Consider the following 16,411-nt stretch of genomic DNA (forward strand, 5'->3'; position numbering starts at 1 on the left):
ACTATGTATTTCAAACAAAGTTGAATAGTCAACTCTGATTTAAGGCGTTTGACCATTCCCACAGGAGCGGCGAATGACAAGGTTTCCGTTCAAGCGGATGGATCGCGGAGGAAGATAGGGATTATTGATTCGCTCTAGCATCGCCGACATGCAGGCAGCTCCAATCTCGTCACAGGGCTGACGAAAAGTGGTCAATGGAATCGGAAGCAGACACGCATACTTGACGTCATCAACCCCAGCAATCCGGACATCCTCAGGAATACGGAGACCGAGCCCAAGGATCGTTTGCATGAGATTTGCTGCGGTAAGGTCGTTCGCGCACATGATGGCATTGAGCCGTTCTTTTCGAATTACCGATTCCACGAATTCTTTGTCCGATGCGTCTCCTCTCATCAGAAACCCCCGAGAGACCGGCAGATCGTGTTGGTAAAGCGCCTCCCGATATCCGGCAATACGAGCTTCCACCGTTTCTGCCGAATGATCTCGCGCAAAGAATCCAACGCGAGAACCACCCTGTTTGATTAAATGCTCCGTCACGATAAACCCCGCGCGTCGATTATCCAGCCCGACGAGATCGTAATTACTACGCTGCGGATAGGCGACGACATCCCTGTCCAGTAAGATCACGGGAATACGAGCCTTATCGAGGGCCCGAAGGATGCGCCCATTCACATCCTCCCGAGTGGTGAACTCGACTGGAGCAAAGAAAACTCCAGCAACACCTTGGTCGATGAAGCTGCGACAAAGGTGCTCGGCCTCCTCTTCTTTGTCCTGATCAGTCGATAGTGCGTGCCCCCAGGAGAGCGAGTGTTTTTTTACGGACGGAGAGCGCATCATCCCGCGGCAAATAGGCTCGAAGATCTCAGTTTGCCCAAGATCTGGAATAAGCAACCCGAAGGATAAGCCTTCAGTCGCAGCCTGGCCGGACGCATAGGTTCCTGAACCAACTCTCCGAACCAGAAGTCCTTCTTGCTGAAGCTGTTGAATCGCCTTAACCACCGTCATCCGGCTCACTTTAAACCTGCGGGTCAATTCCGCTTCACTTGGCAAGCGAGCGCCGGGCCGGTACCGGCCGGAATCAATATCACTCCTCAGGCTCTCCACGATTGAAAGGTGTTTCGATAGTTTTTTCGGCTCAGTACTGGTATCGGTCATTGGCTTTCCCAAACGTCCTATCCATTATCAGCTCTCATTCTCTAGTCTGATTTCCATCGTTGCCGGAATGATAAATACTAGACAACTCTGTACGAATTTGCATATACATTATCGTACTTCTGTTTCATCGAATGGAGACCATAATGCAGGTATTAAGTGTCGGGGAGATTCTATGGGATGTATTCCCGGACAGGGAACTTCTTGGCGGCGCTCCGCTCAATTTCTCGGCGAATTGCGCCCGGCTAGGCAATTCGGTAGCTCTGATTAGCGCCGTCGGAGACGATGAACGAGGTCAGCGCGCCCTGGAAGGCGCCGCCGCTCTTGGAGTGGATACGCGGTATCTCCAGACCATTCCCGGCCAGCGCACGGGGGTAGCAGTCGTCACAATGGATCAGGACGGAGACCCTCATTTTGAGATACCTCGACCCGTCGCATTCGATTTCGTCAATCTTTCACCCGAGAAGATTGACGCGCTGAAGCGCCTCAAACCGGACTGGCTATACTACGGAACTCTGGCTCAAACAGACGAATGCGCAGAGCGGGTGACGCGAAATCTTGCGGAGTCTATGCCTGGGACTCGCTGCTTCTACGACTTAAATCTCCGTCCTGAAGGCTGGAATCTATCTCTGGTCGAACGTCTATGCCAATTAGCTTCAGTTTTGAAGCTTAATGAGATTGAAGCGAAGATACTCGGTGCAATCACGGGTATGGGAGCGGAAATGTTCTCCCTTGAAAGATTCTGTGCAGAGTGGAGTTCCCGCCATAACCTCGATTGCATCTGCATTACTCTTGGGGCGGCAGGATGCCTGGTATTCGAGAAAGGATCGGCTCTGCGGGTTCCCGGATTTCCCTCCACTGTGGAAGACACAGTGGGCGCCGGAGATGCTTTCGCAGCAGCTTTTCTACACGGTTATCACCAAAGCTGGCCAGTCGAACGAATCACTCGTTTTGCTAACGCACTGGGCTCGATCGTGGCCAGCAGACAGGGGGCGACTCCCAACTGGTCGCTCGATGAATGTCTACAACTCGCATCGAATCCCCTCGAAACCCGTTGTTTCTGAGAGCAGTTACCACTGAAGGGCTTATCAATGGCATGCATACATTCTCGTACATTCGCAACTTGGATTCTTATTATCGCAGCTGTTCTTTGTTTAGATAGCAGCAGCGCGCAAACAAGCGGATATGACCAAGTCTATCGGCCTCAGGTACATTTCTCACCACGGGAACATTGGACAAATGACCCCAACGGCTTAGTTTTCTACAAAGGCGAATACCATCTCTTTTTCCAGTACAACCCTTTTGGAGATCAGTGGGGGCATATGAGCTGGGGCCACGCTGTCAGCAAGGACCTGCTGCATTGGCGAGAACTCCCGGTTGCCATTCCAGAGAAAGATGGCGTGATGATATTCACCGGCAGCATCGTTATAGACCAGCACAACACAAGCGGCCTTTGTGCGCCCAAAGATGAATGTATGGTCGCGATCTATACCGGCGCAGGTAAAACACCCTCAGGCCCCCGTCAAACGCAGAACATTGCCTATAGTCGCGACAATGGACGCACGTGGACTCAATATGAGCACAACCCTGTGCTCGATTTACACATGGCCGACTTCAGAGATCCGAGCGTCTTTTGGAATGAAAAAGAACACCAATGGATCATGGCTGTCTCTCTTCCCAAAGAACACATTGTTCGCTTCTATTCCTCGGCAAACCTTAAGCAGTGGACGAAACTGAGCGATTTCGGTCCTGCAGGTAACGTGGAGGGAGATTGGGAATGCCCGAATCTGTTGCAAATTCCCGATACAGCCAGAAAAGGTGAAAGCATCTGGGCACTCAAAGTAGGGCTTAACCCAGGTGCTCCGAATGGAGGCTCTGGCGAACAGTATTTCCTCGGTAATTTTGACGGCAAAGGTTTCACCCTATCGCAAGAGCCCGGAGCCCATGGATGGACGAATTATGGGAAGGACGATTACTGCGCTATCAGCTTCAATCATCTTCCGAAGGATCAGCGCCCGATTCTTCTCGGCTGGATGAGCAACTGGCAATACGCAGAAAAACTACCTACCTCTCCCTGGCGGGGGCAAATGAGTCTGCCTCGACAGCTTTCGGTTTTGCGTGATAATCACGGGCTAGCGCTTCAACAGGAGCCTATAGTCGACTTGCTGCACGTCAGCAGTACTTCTATCACAAGTGCCGACAAAAGTATCGCAGCCCAACATGCTCCTTATGAGCTGGACTTACAATTCTCGAAAGAGTCCGAAGCAATCTTCGGGCTTCGCATCTACTCCGATGAGCAGCATTGGACAGAAATCGGATTTGATAAACAACGAGGCGAATTCTACATCGATCGCACAAAATCAGGCCTCACGATCACTCCCGAATTCCCTGCCAAAACCACCGCTCCGCTTGTCGCGGGACGCCCCTACGATCTAACGCTTATAGTTGATCGTTCTTCCATTGAGGCTTTTGCACAGAACGGCACTATTGCCATGACCAATCTTATCTATCCACTCACACAAGCCAATAAGATCGAATTCGTTTCGTCTGGTGATAAACCAATCACGGTAATAGGCAAGCTATGGAAACTTCGCTCTATTTGGAATTGAAGTGGAATTGTGATGAGGAAGATTATCTTCCTCATCCGCCTGAAAAAGCGGCGTACCTTATATGCTGGTTTCCATTCTTGTGATTACTAGCTATGAGCCGAATTGCCGACCTCAGTTAAGGGAAGATGGGACGCTGATCCTATTGCCGAACCGTTACAAGAGAATCTTGTTGCAGCGCATTGCTGGGTGGCAGACGTATCTAATGAGATAGGCCCGTGCAACTGGGTCGCCAGTTGCGGCCAATGATCAGCATTGATCGACTACCATCCGTATCATTGTCCTAGTAGGACAATAAGGTTTGGCTTTACGCCGGTCTTCTGGCAGCGCTCAATCTCGCGCAGGCAGACCTCCACCGTCTTCTGGTCAAACGCCGCCTCGTCGCCCCCCAACCCAGGTCGATGACCTGGAACCGGGCTGCTCACACAAGCTGCGCAAGGCGGGGCGATTGAGATGAAAAGACCTAATCGCCGCTACGGGAAATTATTGGTATCGGAGCGCAGTAACAGGATCGACAGCAACAGCACGCCGGACAGGAATGAAGGCAGCAAACATTCCAATGAGAATGAAGATAGAGGCCAGAATCACTATCGTAATAAAGTCGTGATCAGCCTGGATTCTAGCCACCGAAGACAAGAGATTCCTTAAGAGAAAGATTACACCACCACCTATGGATACGCCTGAAACGAGAATCAATCCAACCCTTCGATAGATCTCGCCCATGACGCGTAGCCTTGACGAACCAAGCGCCATCCGGATTCCAATCTCTCGTGTAGAGGCAGCCACCTCATGACTGATAAGTCCATACAACCCCACAACCGCTAACAAAACGGCTAAGGTAGCAAAGACACCAAAGAGCCAATTCTGCAGGCGTTCAAAAACCAGGAGATCGTCAATTATTTCCCGCATCGTAAGCGGAGTACGAAGTGGGATAGTGGGATCGGTATCGTGGAGTGCTTTGCGCAGAGACGGAACAATAGCAGCATCCTTTGAGTTAGTGCGGATGACAAGCTGCATGTTTGACAGATTCTGGAATCGCTCTTCCCTGAGTGTTTGCGAGGTCAAGTAGCATATCTCGGGAAAGGGCGGCTCGTAGAGAGACTGGCGTACAGAGCCAACCACACCCACAATCATCAGCCCTACGTCCAACTGCTTACCGATAGGATCTTCCCCTGGAGCAAAGAACTGCTTAACAAATGCATCATTCACGACGGCCGCATTTGAGTCGGGCGTATCGACTTTCTCATTCAACATTCGCCCTTTAAGCAGTGGAATCCCCATCGCCGTGAAATATCCAGAAGAAACAAGTCTTACCCCTACAAGTTTCTTTTGCTGCGGTGGTTCAGGCGGCTTCCCGACAACATGTACATTCATATTGAAGCCCCACCCCTTAACAGGCAATAACTGGATCAATCCAGCACTCTTTACTCCTGGAATTGACTGGACTCTATCAAGCAGAGGTGTATAGAAATTGCCAAGCACATCGCGCTTCTCATAAGCTCCGGCGGGCAGCGTTATTTCAGTGGTTATGATCCCATCGGGATCGAATCCTAATGTAGTGTTCTCAAGGCCCTTCAGTTTTCTCATCGCCAGTCCGGAAGTAACGAGAAGCACAAAAGCAAGCACGATCTGCATAACCAGAAATGCCGATCGTATCCTGTTCTGACTACGTGTGGCGCCAACGCTCGTTTCGGACTTCAAAGCAATGAGAGGAGAAATTACAGTTTCCCTCCAGGCGGGAAAGAGTGCGGCCACGCAGGTAGTTAAGATCCCAACACCAAGAAACAAAAGTATGCCTGCGGAAATAGGCTTAACGCTGAGTCCAAGCGGCAACACGCTCAACAACAGAGGACGGAGTGCCATCAGGAACAGCCAGGCCAGGAATCCTCCTGCTGCGGAACCGAAGAAACCAAGAGTAATTGCTTCTACCAGGGTCTGCTGTACAACTCTCTGTCTGCTTGCACCAATCGCAATGCGGAGAGAAAGGTCCCGCTCCCGGTTAAGGCTTCGTGCAAGGAATAACCCGGCAACATTTACGCATCCTATTGCCAGCAACGCAAAGACCGCGAATAAGAGCAGATAGAGAGGAGATTTGAGCGTACCCGTCAGGAAATGAGTTAGTTCATATAAACGGACTCCCCGCCCCTGCTCTTGCCTGCCGCCAATTCTGGAGCTCTTGATAATCCGATTGATGTCGGCCTCTGCCTGCGCAAGAGAGACTCCAGGCTTGAGACGTGCAACAGTGGGGAGCCAATGCCCGCCACCTTCCCGTTCTCCCCTGCTGGGGTGCAAAGGCGTATAAACGGCGGAAGCCATATCGACAGGGAACCTGAATCCAGCTGGCATTACACCAATAACTGTGTATGGAATTTCACCTAGCTTTACGTTCTGACCGATTACATTTCGATCTTGGTGAAACTCGGTCTTCCATACTTCATAGCTGAGAACCACAATATCGTTGCGCCCCGGCTGATCTTCTCCTGCGGCAAATGCCCGTCCAAGCATCGGGCTTACGGAAAACACATTGAAGAAATTATCCGAGGTAGCGATATTCTTTATGGCCACCGGTCCATTAGGGCCCAAGAAGTTAGTTTCTCTCGTCGAATAGCCTGCAATTGCGCTAAAGCCTTCGTTTCTGTCGCGCCACTCAAGATACTCGTCGTAACTAGCCGGAGAGTAACCTTGAGTAGTGAAGGGCTGAACTGCCACGATCTTTTCTGGTTCGTTATATGGCAGAGGCCGAATGAGTACCGCATAAAAGACCGCAAACGTCGAAGCCGCTACCCCAATCGCAACTGCAAGAGTAGCTATCACCGCTGCCTGGAATCCGCAGTCATTTCTGAACCGGCGCAGGGTAAATTGAAAATCCAGAAACAAGCTTTCAACACTAAACGTCTTCACGACTAGCCCACCTTTCGAATCACCCTCGCGGTTGACATGCGAAATAAAGCGTTCCAGAAACAATTCAAAAACTAATATTTATAACACGTATATCTACATATTGTATTTACGTATATACAATTAAGAATGTTTTTCACTGAAAAGGCGGCGACTCTTACCTGCATCTCATTAAAAACAGGAAGTTTATGGCTCACTTAGATAGTTGTTGTATTCAGGACTCGCCATACGAGGAACTGGAATTGCAGAACCAGTGCACACTGTTATCAAGGCATTTCTCGCTCAGGTATACACTCGCCAAGAATGGTTAAGAGTAGCTTTCTTTCCATCCCAGCAAACCCAACTAGGTTTATCAAGGATCCCGGTCTTTGGCGGAAAGCGGCCAAAGCCTTTGTGCTTCGAAGTACAGCTGTGCAGGAAAGGCTCTATCGCTGAGCACTCCTGGTCTCCGGATGATCAGGACCGAGTGTATCCTGCAGCTGTTCCGATGCTATCCGGAAGGCATCTTTGGCTTCACTCGCTTTTCCCTGTGCATCCATTGAATGTGCCAGAGCCAGATAAGCAAGCCCCAATTTGCTGGAGTGCATTGCAGGGGGAAGAAACCCTTTTAGCAAACTTATGGCCTTTTGCGCATCTTCGGCAGCTTGTTCCGGATGCCGGTCCTGAAGAACTAAATTTGCTCTTACAGTTAGTAACGATGGGAGGTATGTTGCAGAGGGCCCGAAGCTTCTCATTGAAGATTCTGCTATTGCCACAGCCCGATTAACTAACCGCAACGCCTTGGAAATATTGCCTTGAGCAAGTGCCAACTGTGATTGATACGAGGCCAGAATCGCAAATGCATAATGCTTAGGCGGGAGTTTTTTTCGCATTCTTGCTTCCAGCTGGGTCGATATCTTTTCCGAATGAGACAAGTCATGCAGATCCAGGAAAATCCTGGCGCGTAATAGATCAATCTGATCGACAAGAATCTCTTCCCCTGCCTGCACAGCCTTCACAGAGGCCCGTTCAGCATAGCTATCTGCCTCTTGGAATCTACCTAAATCGCGCAGTGCTCCTGCATAGTTATGCAACAAAGTAGGCGGAACTGCGTCCTCACTTTGATCCGCCCTGCTGATGTCAATTGCCCGACGAAAAATCTTCTCCGCCTTTAGTGGTTGTCCAGCATATGTCAAAGTGAGCGCCCAGTCATTGAAGAGTTTGACGGACTTCTGGGTGTCGTCATATCCAAGACGAGTCATTAGAGCAGAAGCTTGCTCAAATTTTTCATTTGCCTCCACAAACTGTCCAGCATGCCCAAGAACGCCTGCAAGATTATTTAAAGCCTCAAACTCCTGCAAATTCGGTCGGACGGTTACTTTTCCCGCCGCTTGATCTGCGACACGCGCCCGTACAAGTGCCTCGCGGGAATTGCCGTTGCGATAAGCTATTTCACTACCATGCAGAAAGCAGAAGGCTCTTTCAGTTGCAGATCGGGGATCGTCACGCAACTCCCGTATTCCCTCCTGGAAGAACGACTCGGCACGCACTAACTCCCCAACGGGTATCAGCGCCTCGGCCATTGCGCATGAAGACTTAGCACGAATCAGCGGATCGCTCAGCTTGCGGGAGAATTGATAGGCTTCGTCAAGTACATGAAGAGCCTTTTCATTTTCATCTTGCCCGGAATACTGATGACCAATAGAGATGAGCATATCTACGTGATTGACAGCGTCGGAAAATGGTTCGCGTTCCACGATGTGCTGTTCGCGCTCAAGCAATTGATCTAGAGTGAGAGGCTTTCCCGAGGGGGCTACATCGCTCAGCAGAAGTTCGTTCATCTCGGCTATGTGTTCGGCGCGAGCTAGCTGGTGCAATGCAAGCTTGTACTGCATTTGAGCTATTCGTGACTGAACGATTGCGGCCCCTCCCCCAATGACAATCGCCACTATCGATAACGAAGCTAATGCCACGGCTACGTTATTTCTACGAACGAACTTAGCCGCACGATAAGCAAAGGTATCGGCTCTGACACTAATGGGCTCTTCTTTCAGATATCTGCGTAAATCTTCTGCAAAACTCGTCACCGAGGGATAGCGTTCCGAAGGCTCTTTCTTCAGAGCTTTCAGAATGATCGTGTCGAGATCTCCACGCAGCGAGCGACGAAGTTTGTCTGCTGTGGAAGCTCTATTGGCAGCATTGAGAGAGACACCTTCCTGATCTCTTCGATCTGGAGCGACAACATCCGATGGTCGCAGCGGCTCTGTATCTACAATTGCTTTGACTAGATCGGCAGGGAAATGAGGTCCGTCTCCGGCTGGATGAAGACCGGTCAATAGTACATACAGCAGCACACCCAAGGAATAGACGTCTGTAGCAGTTGTAATCACTTTACCCTGCAATTGCTCAGGAGCTGCATATTCAGGCGTCATGGCCCTTCCGCTGGCGGAAGTAAGTTGCATTGAACGCCCTTCAGTGCCCTCTCCTTCCAGCAGCTTTGCAATACCAAAGTCGAGAAGTTTTACCTGTCCATCCTTTCGCACCAAGATGTTCGAGGGTTTCAGATCGCGATGTACAACGAGATTTGCATGTGCCTGCCCTACAGCCTCCAGAACCTGAAGAAACAGCCTGATACGCTGTTGAAGATCGAGCCGATGGGAATCGCAATATTGGTCGAGACGATCTCCCTCGACATACTCAATAACCAGATAGGGCTGCCCGGCTTGCGAAACTCCGGCATCGATTAAATCGGCAATATACGGATGCCGGAGAGCCGCTAATATCTTTCCTTCGCGTATGAATCGGGCCTCTTCTATCCTTCCCATCAAAGAAATATTGAGAAGCTTCACAGCTACTTTCCGCTCAAAACGGCCGTCGCTACGCTCTCCGAGCCAGACACTACTCATGCCGCCCTGTCCAATCTGGGCAACTAATGTGTACATCCCCAAACTTTGACCAGCCAGAGTTCTCGCCCCGGGAAACTCCACGAGGCGCCTTTCAAGGAAACCCTCTTGAGCCAAAGTACGATGGTTCACAAGAAGTGCGTCCAATTGCTCGGCCAAGGAGGGATTCTCAGCACGCAGACGAGCCAGCCAGTCCGGCCGTTCTTCTTCAGCCAAGCCAAGAACTTCCTCCAAATAGGGACCCAGCACCTTCCATTGATCTGCTTTGAGTTTTGGCATTGATTTTCAGAGTGATAGATCTGTTCCAATACAGTGATGGAGATAGATACGGGCCTTCTCCCACCTTCTTTGCACAGTACGTTCCGATAGCCCCTGCATTGCGGCAATTTCGCCGAAGGAAAAACCACAGAAATATTTCAGATCAACAACCTGAGCAAGTTCTGGCTCAACCTTTTCCAATTGATCCAAAGCATCGCTAAGCAGGGAAAGCTCTTTCGCATTGGCATGAGCTGCAATAACATCATTGTCCAGTGCGATGATCTCAAATTTCCCGCCTCGCTTCGTGGCCCGGAAATTTCGCGCATGATCGACAATGAGTCCTCGTATCACACGAGCCGCATATCCCATGAAATGCGCATAGTCGGGAAAGGCAGGCCCGTTGCGAACGGCCATATCCAGATAGGCTTCATGCAAGAGTGTGGTTACACTCAAACCGATTGGATTCCATCTCCGTAAAAGTTCCCGCTTGGCCAAACGATACAATTCAAAATACAAAGTACTGAACAATGCATTTGTATCTGTAATATTGTCCTTTTCAGCCGAAATACCCGACGAGAAAGCCATCGCACCCACGCAACATCCTCCTATAGATAAGCAGCTCTGAACCAAAGGAGAGTACTTAACAAGCCATCTGCAATAAAAGCAGGGCTTTTCGTGCATTGCTTACTCAGTTTTGAAACCCAGTTTTCGATTCACTTGCAACGGTAGTATTCGAACATTTCCCCGCATAGGCATAGAGCTGCCGATGAGGAATACAGCTTTCCTTCTACCTCAGCCTTGGCGGGAATTGCATAAGCTTTACTCTTAGATCCACATCTTTAGTGGGAAACGTTCTAGTCCGTTATAAAGATCCGGACAAAATATCTGTTCTTGGTAGATATAGCGACAAATAAAAAATAAAGATACCGTCCCGGCTACAACCGTAGAAGAAGAAGATTGAGGCCCTGCGAAAATTCACGCAAATACTTGTCCTTTATCGCACAGGAATCCAATGTACCTCTTCCTGAGCAGACAGAGTCAGGATAGAACGCGCACCTACGATTCCGTTCCGGGATTTGCTCTTTAGCCGGTAATGGCTGGCAGTAAAGCCGAGCGCAGATAAATCCACCTTATATCGACGTGGCTTATCCGACAGATTCTTTAGTACAAATCCATCTTGGCCATAGCTGTAACGCAACGCATACTCTGGAATTCCAAACTCCACGCTGCCGTGGCTCTTCAGGCGCGGTGCAACGGATACATCCGCATTAGAAGGAATAGTCAACCCCAGCAACTTCTCAATCAGAACGGCAGCAAAGACATTGGGATATTCGTAGTACCTCTCGGCCCCATGCGCATCTTTACCATCGATGTAATACACATGGTCCATGTCGTACCGTTCGCTCAAGAAATACCCATCTTTCGCGCCCTCTGCCGCTACCCTCTTCAACTGATCGAGAAGAAGTCCGCTCTGCCCCTGCGACTCACGATATGCGGCATCCCAGTACCAGTACCGGCCCGCAGCGCAAAGATCATAGGGCCCACCCGAACCAATTTCCGCCTTGTCATAGTCGGCAATCCTCGCGGCTACAAAGCTGGGAAATCGCTCGAACTCTTCGGCATTCATGTCGATTAAGCGACGCACCTTAGAGGACTGCTCCTCCGTTGCATATCCGAAAGTCACCGGCAGCTCATTGGCAAGAAGATGGATGTGATCGTGCACCTTGCTGTCACGGTCAACCCAATCAATAAACCTTCCGTTCTTCGCGTCCCAGTACCCCATCGGAAGAGGTGCAATCAATGCATCGGCTATCTTCTTTGCGGCTCGGGTAAAGCGAGCGGCTTCATTTTGCCGTCCCAGCAAGTTCTCCATACCGGCCAGTAATGCAAGCGCACGTGCAGCAAAGGCTTGGGCCTGCGTCACGCGGCCATCCTTGATCACCTGATCTTCGTAATAAACATCCGACCACACTCGTCCGTATTGATCCGTGTTTGACAGGACCCAGTCTGCCGCGTGCTCCAGGTTCCCGATGTTCGACCGCAGCCACACTATATCTTTCCTCGCTTTGTAATAGAGCCAGGATTCTTCAATCACTTCGATGTCCCCTGTCAACGGAAACATGGCCGCATTCTGCCGGTCATCCTGGCTGTTTCTGCGCACATGGTACTCGCGTCGCCCATCCGGTTGGACCGAAGTGGGCATACGATAGAGACCCTCCGGATCGTCATTTATCAACTTGAACTGGAGTTCGATCATTCGCCTCACAATGTCCAAGTCGGCCTCAGAGCCCATCGCCAGCCGTCCTTTGATCTGAAATTCATGATCGACAGCCGGATAAGAGCCCGCATAGGCGCTCACATTCAACGTGCTCAGAACATATCCGTTGTGGTATGGGAAATTTGCTGCCATGGTCTTCTCGACGACCGATGGCAGAATGGTGCCCCAGTAGAATCCGGCCAGCGCGTCCTCCAGCTCGGTGGAGCCGTTAAGTTTAACGGAAAATGGATGACCGAAAGGATCACTATGCGGACGGGCCTCCGCTTTGGAGAGAGTCGTACGCTCAGCCTGCAGCGTAACGGTCAGACCCGTTTCGGTCTTCTTTGCACTCAGACTGCCGTCATTCAGTTTGAGGTGCCATGATTGATCCCTTGACGCTGCATCAAGCGGCAAAACCCATAGCGTCCGATTCGCATTCACCAGCGTATCCGTTGCGCTTATAGGAAGGACCCACCACTGGCGCTCTTCATAATGAACACCCAGCCCCTGGCAGCGGGTAAACACGATCTTGACCGGGGAATGAGTATCTTTCCGTGTGACCAGGAGGTCTTTCCCGGAATAAGTCACATTGGCGTTTTCGATTGACTGCAGGATTCCATCGACATTGCCCGGCTTGGATACATCCGGGACGGCGCTGCTTCCCAGCGCAGATGAGCCTGTTGACACTCCGAGGAACAACAGAATCGCGATCAGTATTTTCATGTGGTTTTGGAATCCGGTTCTGCGAAATCAGATCTCGCACGTCTCATCCCAAAGCGCAGAACGCCAATCCTCTCCGAGGAATTGAATTAGGAATTTTAGAGCATTTCCCGAAATACTGTGACTTTCCAAGTTCAGTGAAGAGCGGTTTTCTTTGGTCGAAAACCGCGCCAACTTCTATTACTTCGGTCTACAGCTTTTTGGGAAATGCTCAAGCCTACAGGAGGGACTTGGTGTATATCTAAGCGCGAAATGCTCTAAGAACCGGACTAAGCGTGGCTGTTCCCCCAATGAACAGCCACGCTTAGATCCACCTCGGGTGGTCACTGATAGATGGCAAGAAAGTCGCTAGAACTCCAAACTTCCGAAATGTCACTCCTCCACGAATGCATCCCGGAAATCACTTTTCTAGCAATAGCCCTACTTACCAAAGCCCATAAGACCACGTTCGAGGTCAACCGAAACCCGGGTAAAACCGAGAGCCGGCGGACTGATTAACCCATCAAAATCTCGGGATCGAGAATTACGATCCTGAACTACAAATGCCTGTCGCTGTCGGAGCTCCTCGTCGCCCAGCCTGAGACTGTTCAACCGGACTTGCCGGCTCTCGACCTGACCGACCATATTCGTCGCTTTCCGGACATCTCCAACTTTTAATGTCGTCGCCGCTGCTGGTAACCGGGTCTCAAAGATGATGAGCGAAGGTGCTCCCGTATCGACCATGAGGTGAATGGGAGTGTGATTTAGCTCAGCTTCGATCACCGCCAATCCGGCCTTCCCGCAAAAAGGAACAGAAATCGGCAAAGGAGAATACGAACCAAACTGAATCATTCTGGAACTGTAATCGACAACGAAGGAACTCTTTCCCAAAACATCCATGCCAATGACGGCATCCACATGAACCGGAAGCGATCTTTGCAGGAATGAAAGATCGTGAATAACTACCGGGAAATTCTGCTTCCTGATTGGACCGAATTCCAAACTGGGAAGCAAGGCAGTTCCCCCTCGCAAGCTCCCTTCCAGAACAGAAATGTCAGCAGGTAATTCATCGAGATGAAGTTTCCGGGCGACTCGTCGGTCCAAAATGGACGGATTTGTCCCCGTATCCAGCAGAAAATTAAGCCCTTTTAGAAGTCCAATATTTCCATGGGCGACAATCAGATAATCCTGATAAAGATCAAACCGGACCAGATTGTCCACCGTAATAGGTAGATCGGTCCGTTTATATCCCCACACGAACGGTTGGCAAATTAATAGCAAGCCAACCAAACCACGCAACAAATAGCAGTAGCGACCGTACATATTGGTCACCTCACCGAGTGGCATCATCGGCTTGGCGTCCTGTGACCTCAATGCACAGTTGGTAGCTTGTATGTCTCTGGATAAAATTCAAAAGGGGACACTAGAGAGACACCCCGGAGACATGCGGGAGATAATGGTCTCCTGGCAAAATAGTTGTATAAATTCGTCGGTTATGACATCAAAAGAAGGCGTATCCTGCCAGTTGCGATGCTAGATTTCCCCAAAAACGGAAAGCATCAGGTGCACCACACTGCCCGGAAGATTCGGTTTGGAGCATTTGAGGCAGATCTCTATTCCGGAGAAGTTCTTAAATCTGGACGCAAGGTCAAGCTTCAGGAGCAGCCCTTTAAAGTTTTGGAAGTACTCCTGGAACATCCGGGCGAACTCGTAACTCGTGACGAGCTTCAAGCTCGAATCTGGCCGGATGAAAACTTTGGTGATTTCGATCACGCCGTAAATGTGGCAGTCGGTAAATTACGAACGGCTCTCGGCGACTCGGCTGACAATCCATCCTTTATAGAGACGGTTCCCCGCCGCGGCTACCGCTTTGTTGCGAAGCTGGATGGAATTACGGAAGAGCCGTATCCAATTGAAATTCCTGCAATTGAAGATCACGACCACCATCATGACTACCCAGTCCCGATCCCGAAACCTGAATCGAAAAGGAAGCACATCCTTTATATAGCTTCAGCAGTTGTGCTCTGCGGCATCCTTATTGGAGTGGGAATCTGGTTTGGACAGGCAAACGCACGTCCGCAGTACCCGGAATTTCAGCGCTTAACGGTAAGACGCGGTACCGTCTACACCGCCAGATTCGCACCGGACGGTCACACTATCGTCTATACGGCCTCCTGGGACGGCGCACCGCTCGATCTCTACTCCACCAGCCTGAAATTTCAGGGAGCAAGGAATCTCGGACTACAGTCCACCCAACTGCTTTCGATCTCCTCTACAGGAGAGATGGCGGTATTGCAGTCCATCAGCTCCCGTTTTATGACAACGGCTCGCGGCATCCTCGGCCAGGTTTCTGTAACTGGGGGATCACCACGACAGATTGCTGAAAATGTTGAATGGGCAGATTGGGGCCCGGATGGAAAGACCCTAGCCGTATCTAGAGATGTGGAGGGCAAGCAGAGGCTTGAATTCCCGCTTGGCCACGTTCTTTACGAAACATCCGGATGGATAAGTAACCTGAGAGTATCGCCGAAGGGCGACCGCATCGCCTTTCTCGACCATGCTGCGCATCGGGATGACAGAGGCGAAGTGGCCGTTGTAGATATATCGGGGCAGAAAAAAGTCCTGTCCACAGGATGGGAAAGTACAGAAGGATTAGCCTGGTCGCCCAAAGGGAATGAGATCTGGTTTTCAGCCGCACGAGCCGGACTTGAACGCCGCATCTATGCCGTAGATCTCTCCGGCCATGAACGGTTGGTTTTCCGTGCACCCGGCGGAATTACCCTTCAGGATATTTCTGCAGAAGGAAGAGTCCTTATGACCCGGGACGATCAGCGTTCAGGAATGATGGCGCTGGCTCCAGGTGCTACCAAGGAACAAGACCTCTCCTGGTTGGACTGGTCACTCCCGGTCTCCCTTTCTTCCGATGGAACGAAACTACTCTTCGATGAACAAGGAGAAGAAGTAGGGCCGAACTATACCGTAGCCATAAGAGATACCCAGGGAGCGCCTCCGACACCACTCGGTGAAGGAATGGCTGGAGACCTCTCTCCCGATGGGAACTGGGCAAGCGCAATTGTTGCCGGTAATCAGTTATTACTGCTTCCAACAGGCGTGGGAACAACCAGGAAATTAGATCGCAGCGATATTCAGCAATACAGTCACGGAATTCACTGGCTTCCCAACGGGAAAGAGATCCTCTTTTCAGCCAATACTCCGGGACACGCTGTCCGATGCTTTATGCAGAATATCGACGGAGGCAAACCGAGAGCTGTAACGCCGGAGGGAGTCACCTTCTGCCAAACCTCTCCGGACGGGAAATTGATTGCCGGAAGTGAACTTTCAGGTAACAAGTTCCAGTTGTATCCGGTAGATGGTGGAGAGCCGCGCCCGATCCCGGGGCTCCTGCCGGGAGAAAGCTTCTCGTGGACCGCTGACCCGCACTTCTTATATGTCTACCTGTGGAAGCAACTTCCTCTCCGGATTTACCGGTTGAATATCTATAGCGGAGAACGGCAGTTCTTCAAGGAAATAAAACCCGCAGATTCAACAGGGCTTTGCGATCTTTCGAAATTGGTCTTCAGTACCGATGGGAGGGCTTATGCCTACGGCTATACACAAATGCTCTCGGAGCTCTATGTAACCGATGGGCTGAAATAAGA

General features: G+C 50.6%; 9 protein-coding genes. 3 read left to right on the forward strand and 6 right to left on the reverse strand.

The genetic code is table 11. The annotated features are described in order from the left end of the window. Positions 1 to 39: 39 nt before the first annotated feature. The gene (locus AC6I7T_RS11145) at positions 40 to 1,155 is read right to left on the reverse strand and encodes a GntR family transcriptional regulator (RefSeq protein WP_497793469.1); all 1,116 of its coding nucleotides are present in this window, start codon (positions 1,153 to 1,155) and stop codon (positions 40 to 42) included. Between the two features lie 143 nt (positions 1,156 to 1,298). Here AC6I7T_RS11145 and AC6I7T_RS11150 point away from each other — a divergent pair, with 143 nt between their 5' ends. Continuing rightward, positions 1,299 to 2,216 (forward strand): PfkB family carbohydrate kinase, encoded by a 918-nt coding sequence (locus AC6I7T_RS11150; protein WP_497793470.1) that lies wholly within the window; start codon positions 1,299 to 1,301, stop codon positions 2,214 to 2,216. A gap of 27 nt (positions 2,217 to 2,243) precedes the next feature. Continuing rightward, entirely contained in the window at positions 2,244 to 3,761 is a 1,518-nt protein-coding gene (locus tag AC6I7T_RS11155; RefSeq protein WP_497793471.1) for a glycoside hydrolase family 32 protein, read from the forward strand. Positions 3,762 to 4,241: 480 nt separating this feature from the next. Here AC6I7T_RS11155 and AC6I7T_RS11160 read toward each other — a convergent pair whose 3' ends face one another. From AC6I7T_RS11160 to AC6I7T_RS11180, 5 genes are all read right to left on the reverse strand, one after another. Continuing rightward, the gene (locus AC6I7T_RS11160) at positions 4,242 to 6,659 is read right to left on the reverse strand and encodes an ABC transporter permease (RefSeq protein ID WP_497793472.1); all 2,418 of its coding nucleotides are present in this window, start codon (positions 6,657 to 6,659) and stop codon (positions 4,242 to 4,244) included. A gap of 422 nt (positions 6,660 to 7,081) precedes the next feature. Beyond that, entirely contained in the window at positions 7,082 to 9,817 is a 2,736-nt protein-coding gene (locus AC6I7T_RS11165; RefSeq protein ID WP_497793473.1) for a serine/threonine protein kinase, read from the reverse strand. Between the two features lie 6 nt (positions 9,818 to 9,823). Continuing rightward, entirely contained in the window at positions 9,824 to 10,381 is a 558-nt protein-coding gene (locus tag AC6I7T_RS11170) for an ECF-type sigma factor (protein ID WP_497794594.1), read from the reverse strand. Positions 10,382 to 10,790: 409 nt separating this feature from the next. After that, positions 10,791 to 12,776, reverse strand: a complete 1,986-nt coding sequence (locus AC6I7T_RS11175) for a hypothetical protein (RefSeq protein ID WP_497793474.1) — start codon at positions 12,774 to 12,776, stop codon at positions 10,791 to 10,793. A gap of 417 nt (positions 12,777 to 13,193) precedes the next feature. Next, positions 13,194 to 14,102, reverse strand: coding sequence for a retropepsin-like aspartic protease (locus AC6I7T_RS11180; protein WP_497793475.1), 909 nt, complete (start codon positions 14,100 to 14,102; stop codon positions 13,194 to 13,196). A gap of 213 nt (positions 14,103 to 14,315) precedes the next feature. On the opposite strand from AC6I7T_RS11180, the gene AC6I7T_RS11185 reads away from it, so the two are divergent. Further along, entirely contained in the window at positions 14,316 to 16,409 is a 2,094-nt protein-coding gene (locus AC6I7T_RS11185; RefSeq protein WP_497793476.1) for a winged helix-turn-helix domain-containing protein, read from the forward strand. Positions 16,410 to 16,411: the final 2 nt, after the last annotated feature.

The sequence above is a fragment of the Humiphilus diazotrophicus genome (genome assembly GCF_059726315.1).

Coding starts and splice junctions, on each gene's coding strand:
- AC6I7T_RS11145 (WP_497793469.1), bottom strand. CDS start 1,155: ATGACCGATACCAGTACTGAGCCGAAAAAACTATCGAAACACCTTTCA.
- AC6I7T_RS11150 (WP_497793470.1), top strand. CDS start 1,299: ATGCAGGTATTAAGTGTCGGGGAGATTCTATGGGATGTATTCCCGGAC.
- AC6I7T_RS11155 (WP_497793471.1), top strand. CDS start 2,244: ATGGCATGCATACATTCTCGTACATTCGCAACTTGGATTCTTATTATC.
- AC6I7T_RS11165 (WP_497793473.1), bottom strand. CDS start 9,817: ATGCCAAAACTCAAAGCAGATCAATGGAAGGTGCTGGGTCCCTATTTG.
- AC6I7T_RS11170 (WP_497794594.1), bottom strand. CDS start 10,381: ATGGCTTTCTCGTCGGGTATTTCGGCTGAAAAGGACAATATTACAGAT.
- AC6I7T_RS11175 (WP_497793474.1), bottom strand. CDS start 12,776: ATGAAAATACTGATCGCGATTCTGTTGTTCCTCGGAGTGTCAACAGGC.
- AC6I7T_RS11180 (WP_497793475.1), bottom strand. CDS start 14,102: ATGATGCCACTCGGTGAGGTGACCAATATGTACGGTCGCTACTGCTAT.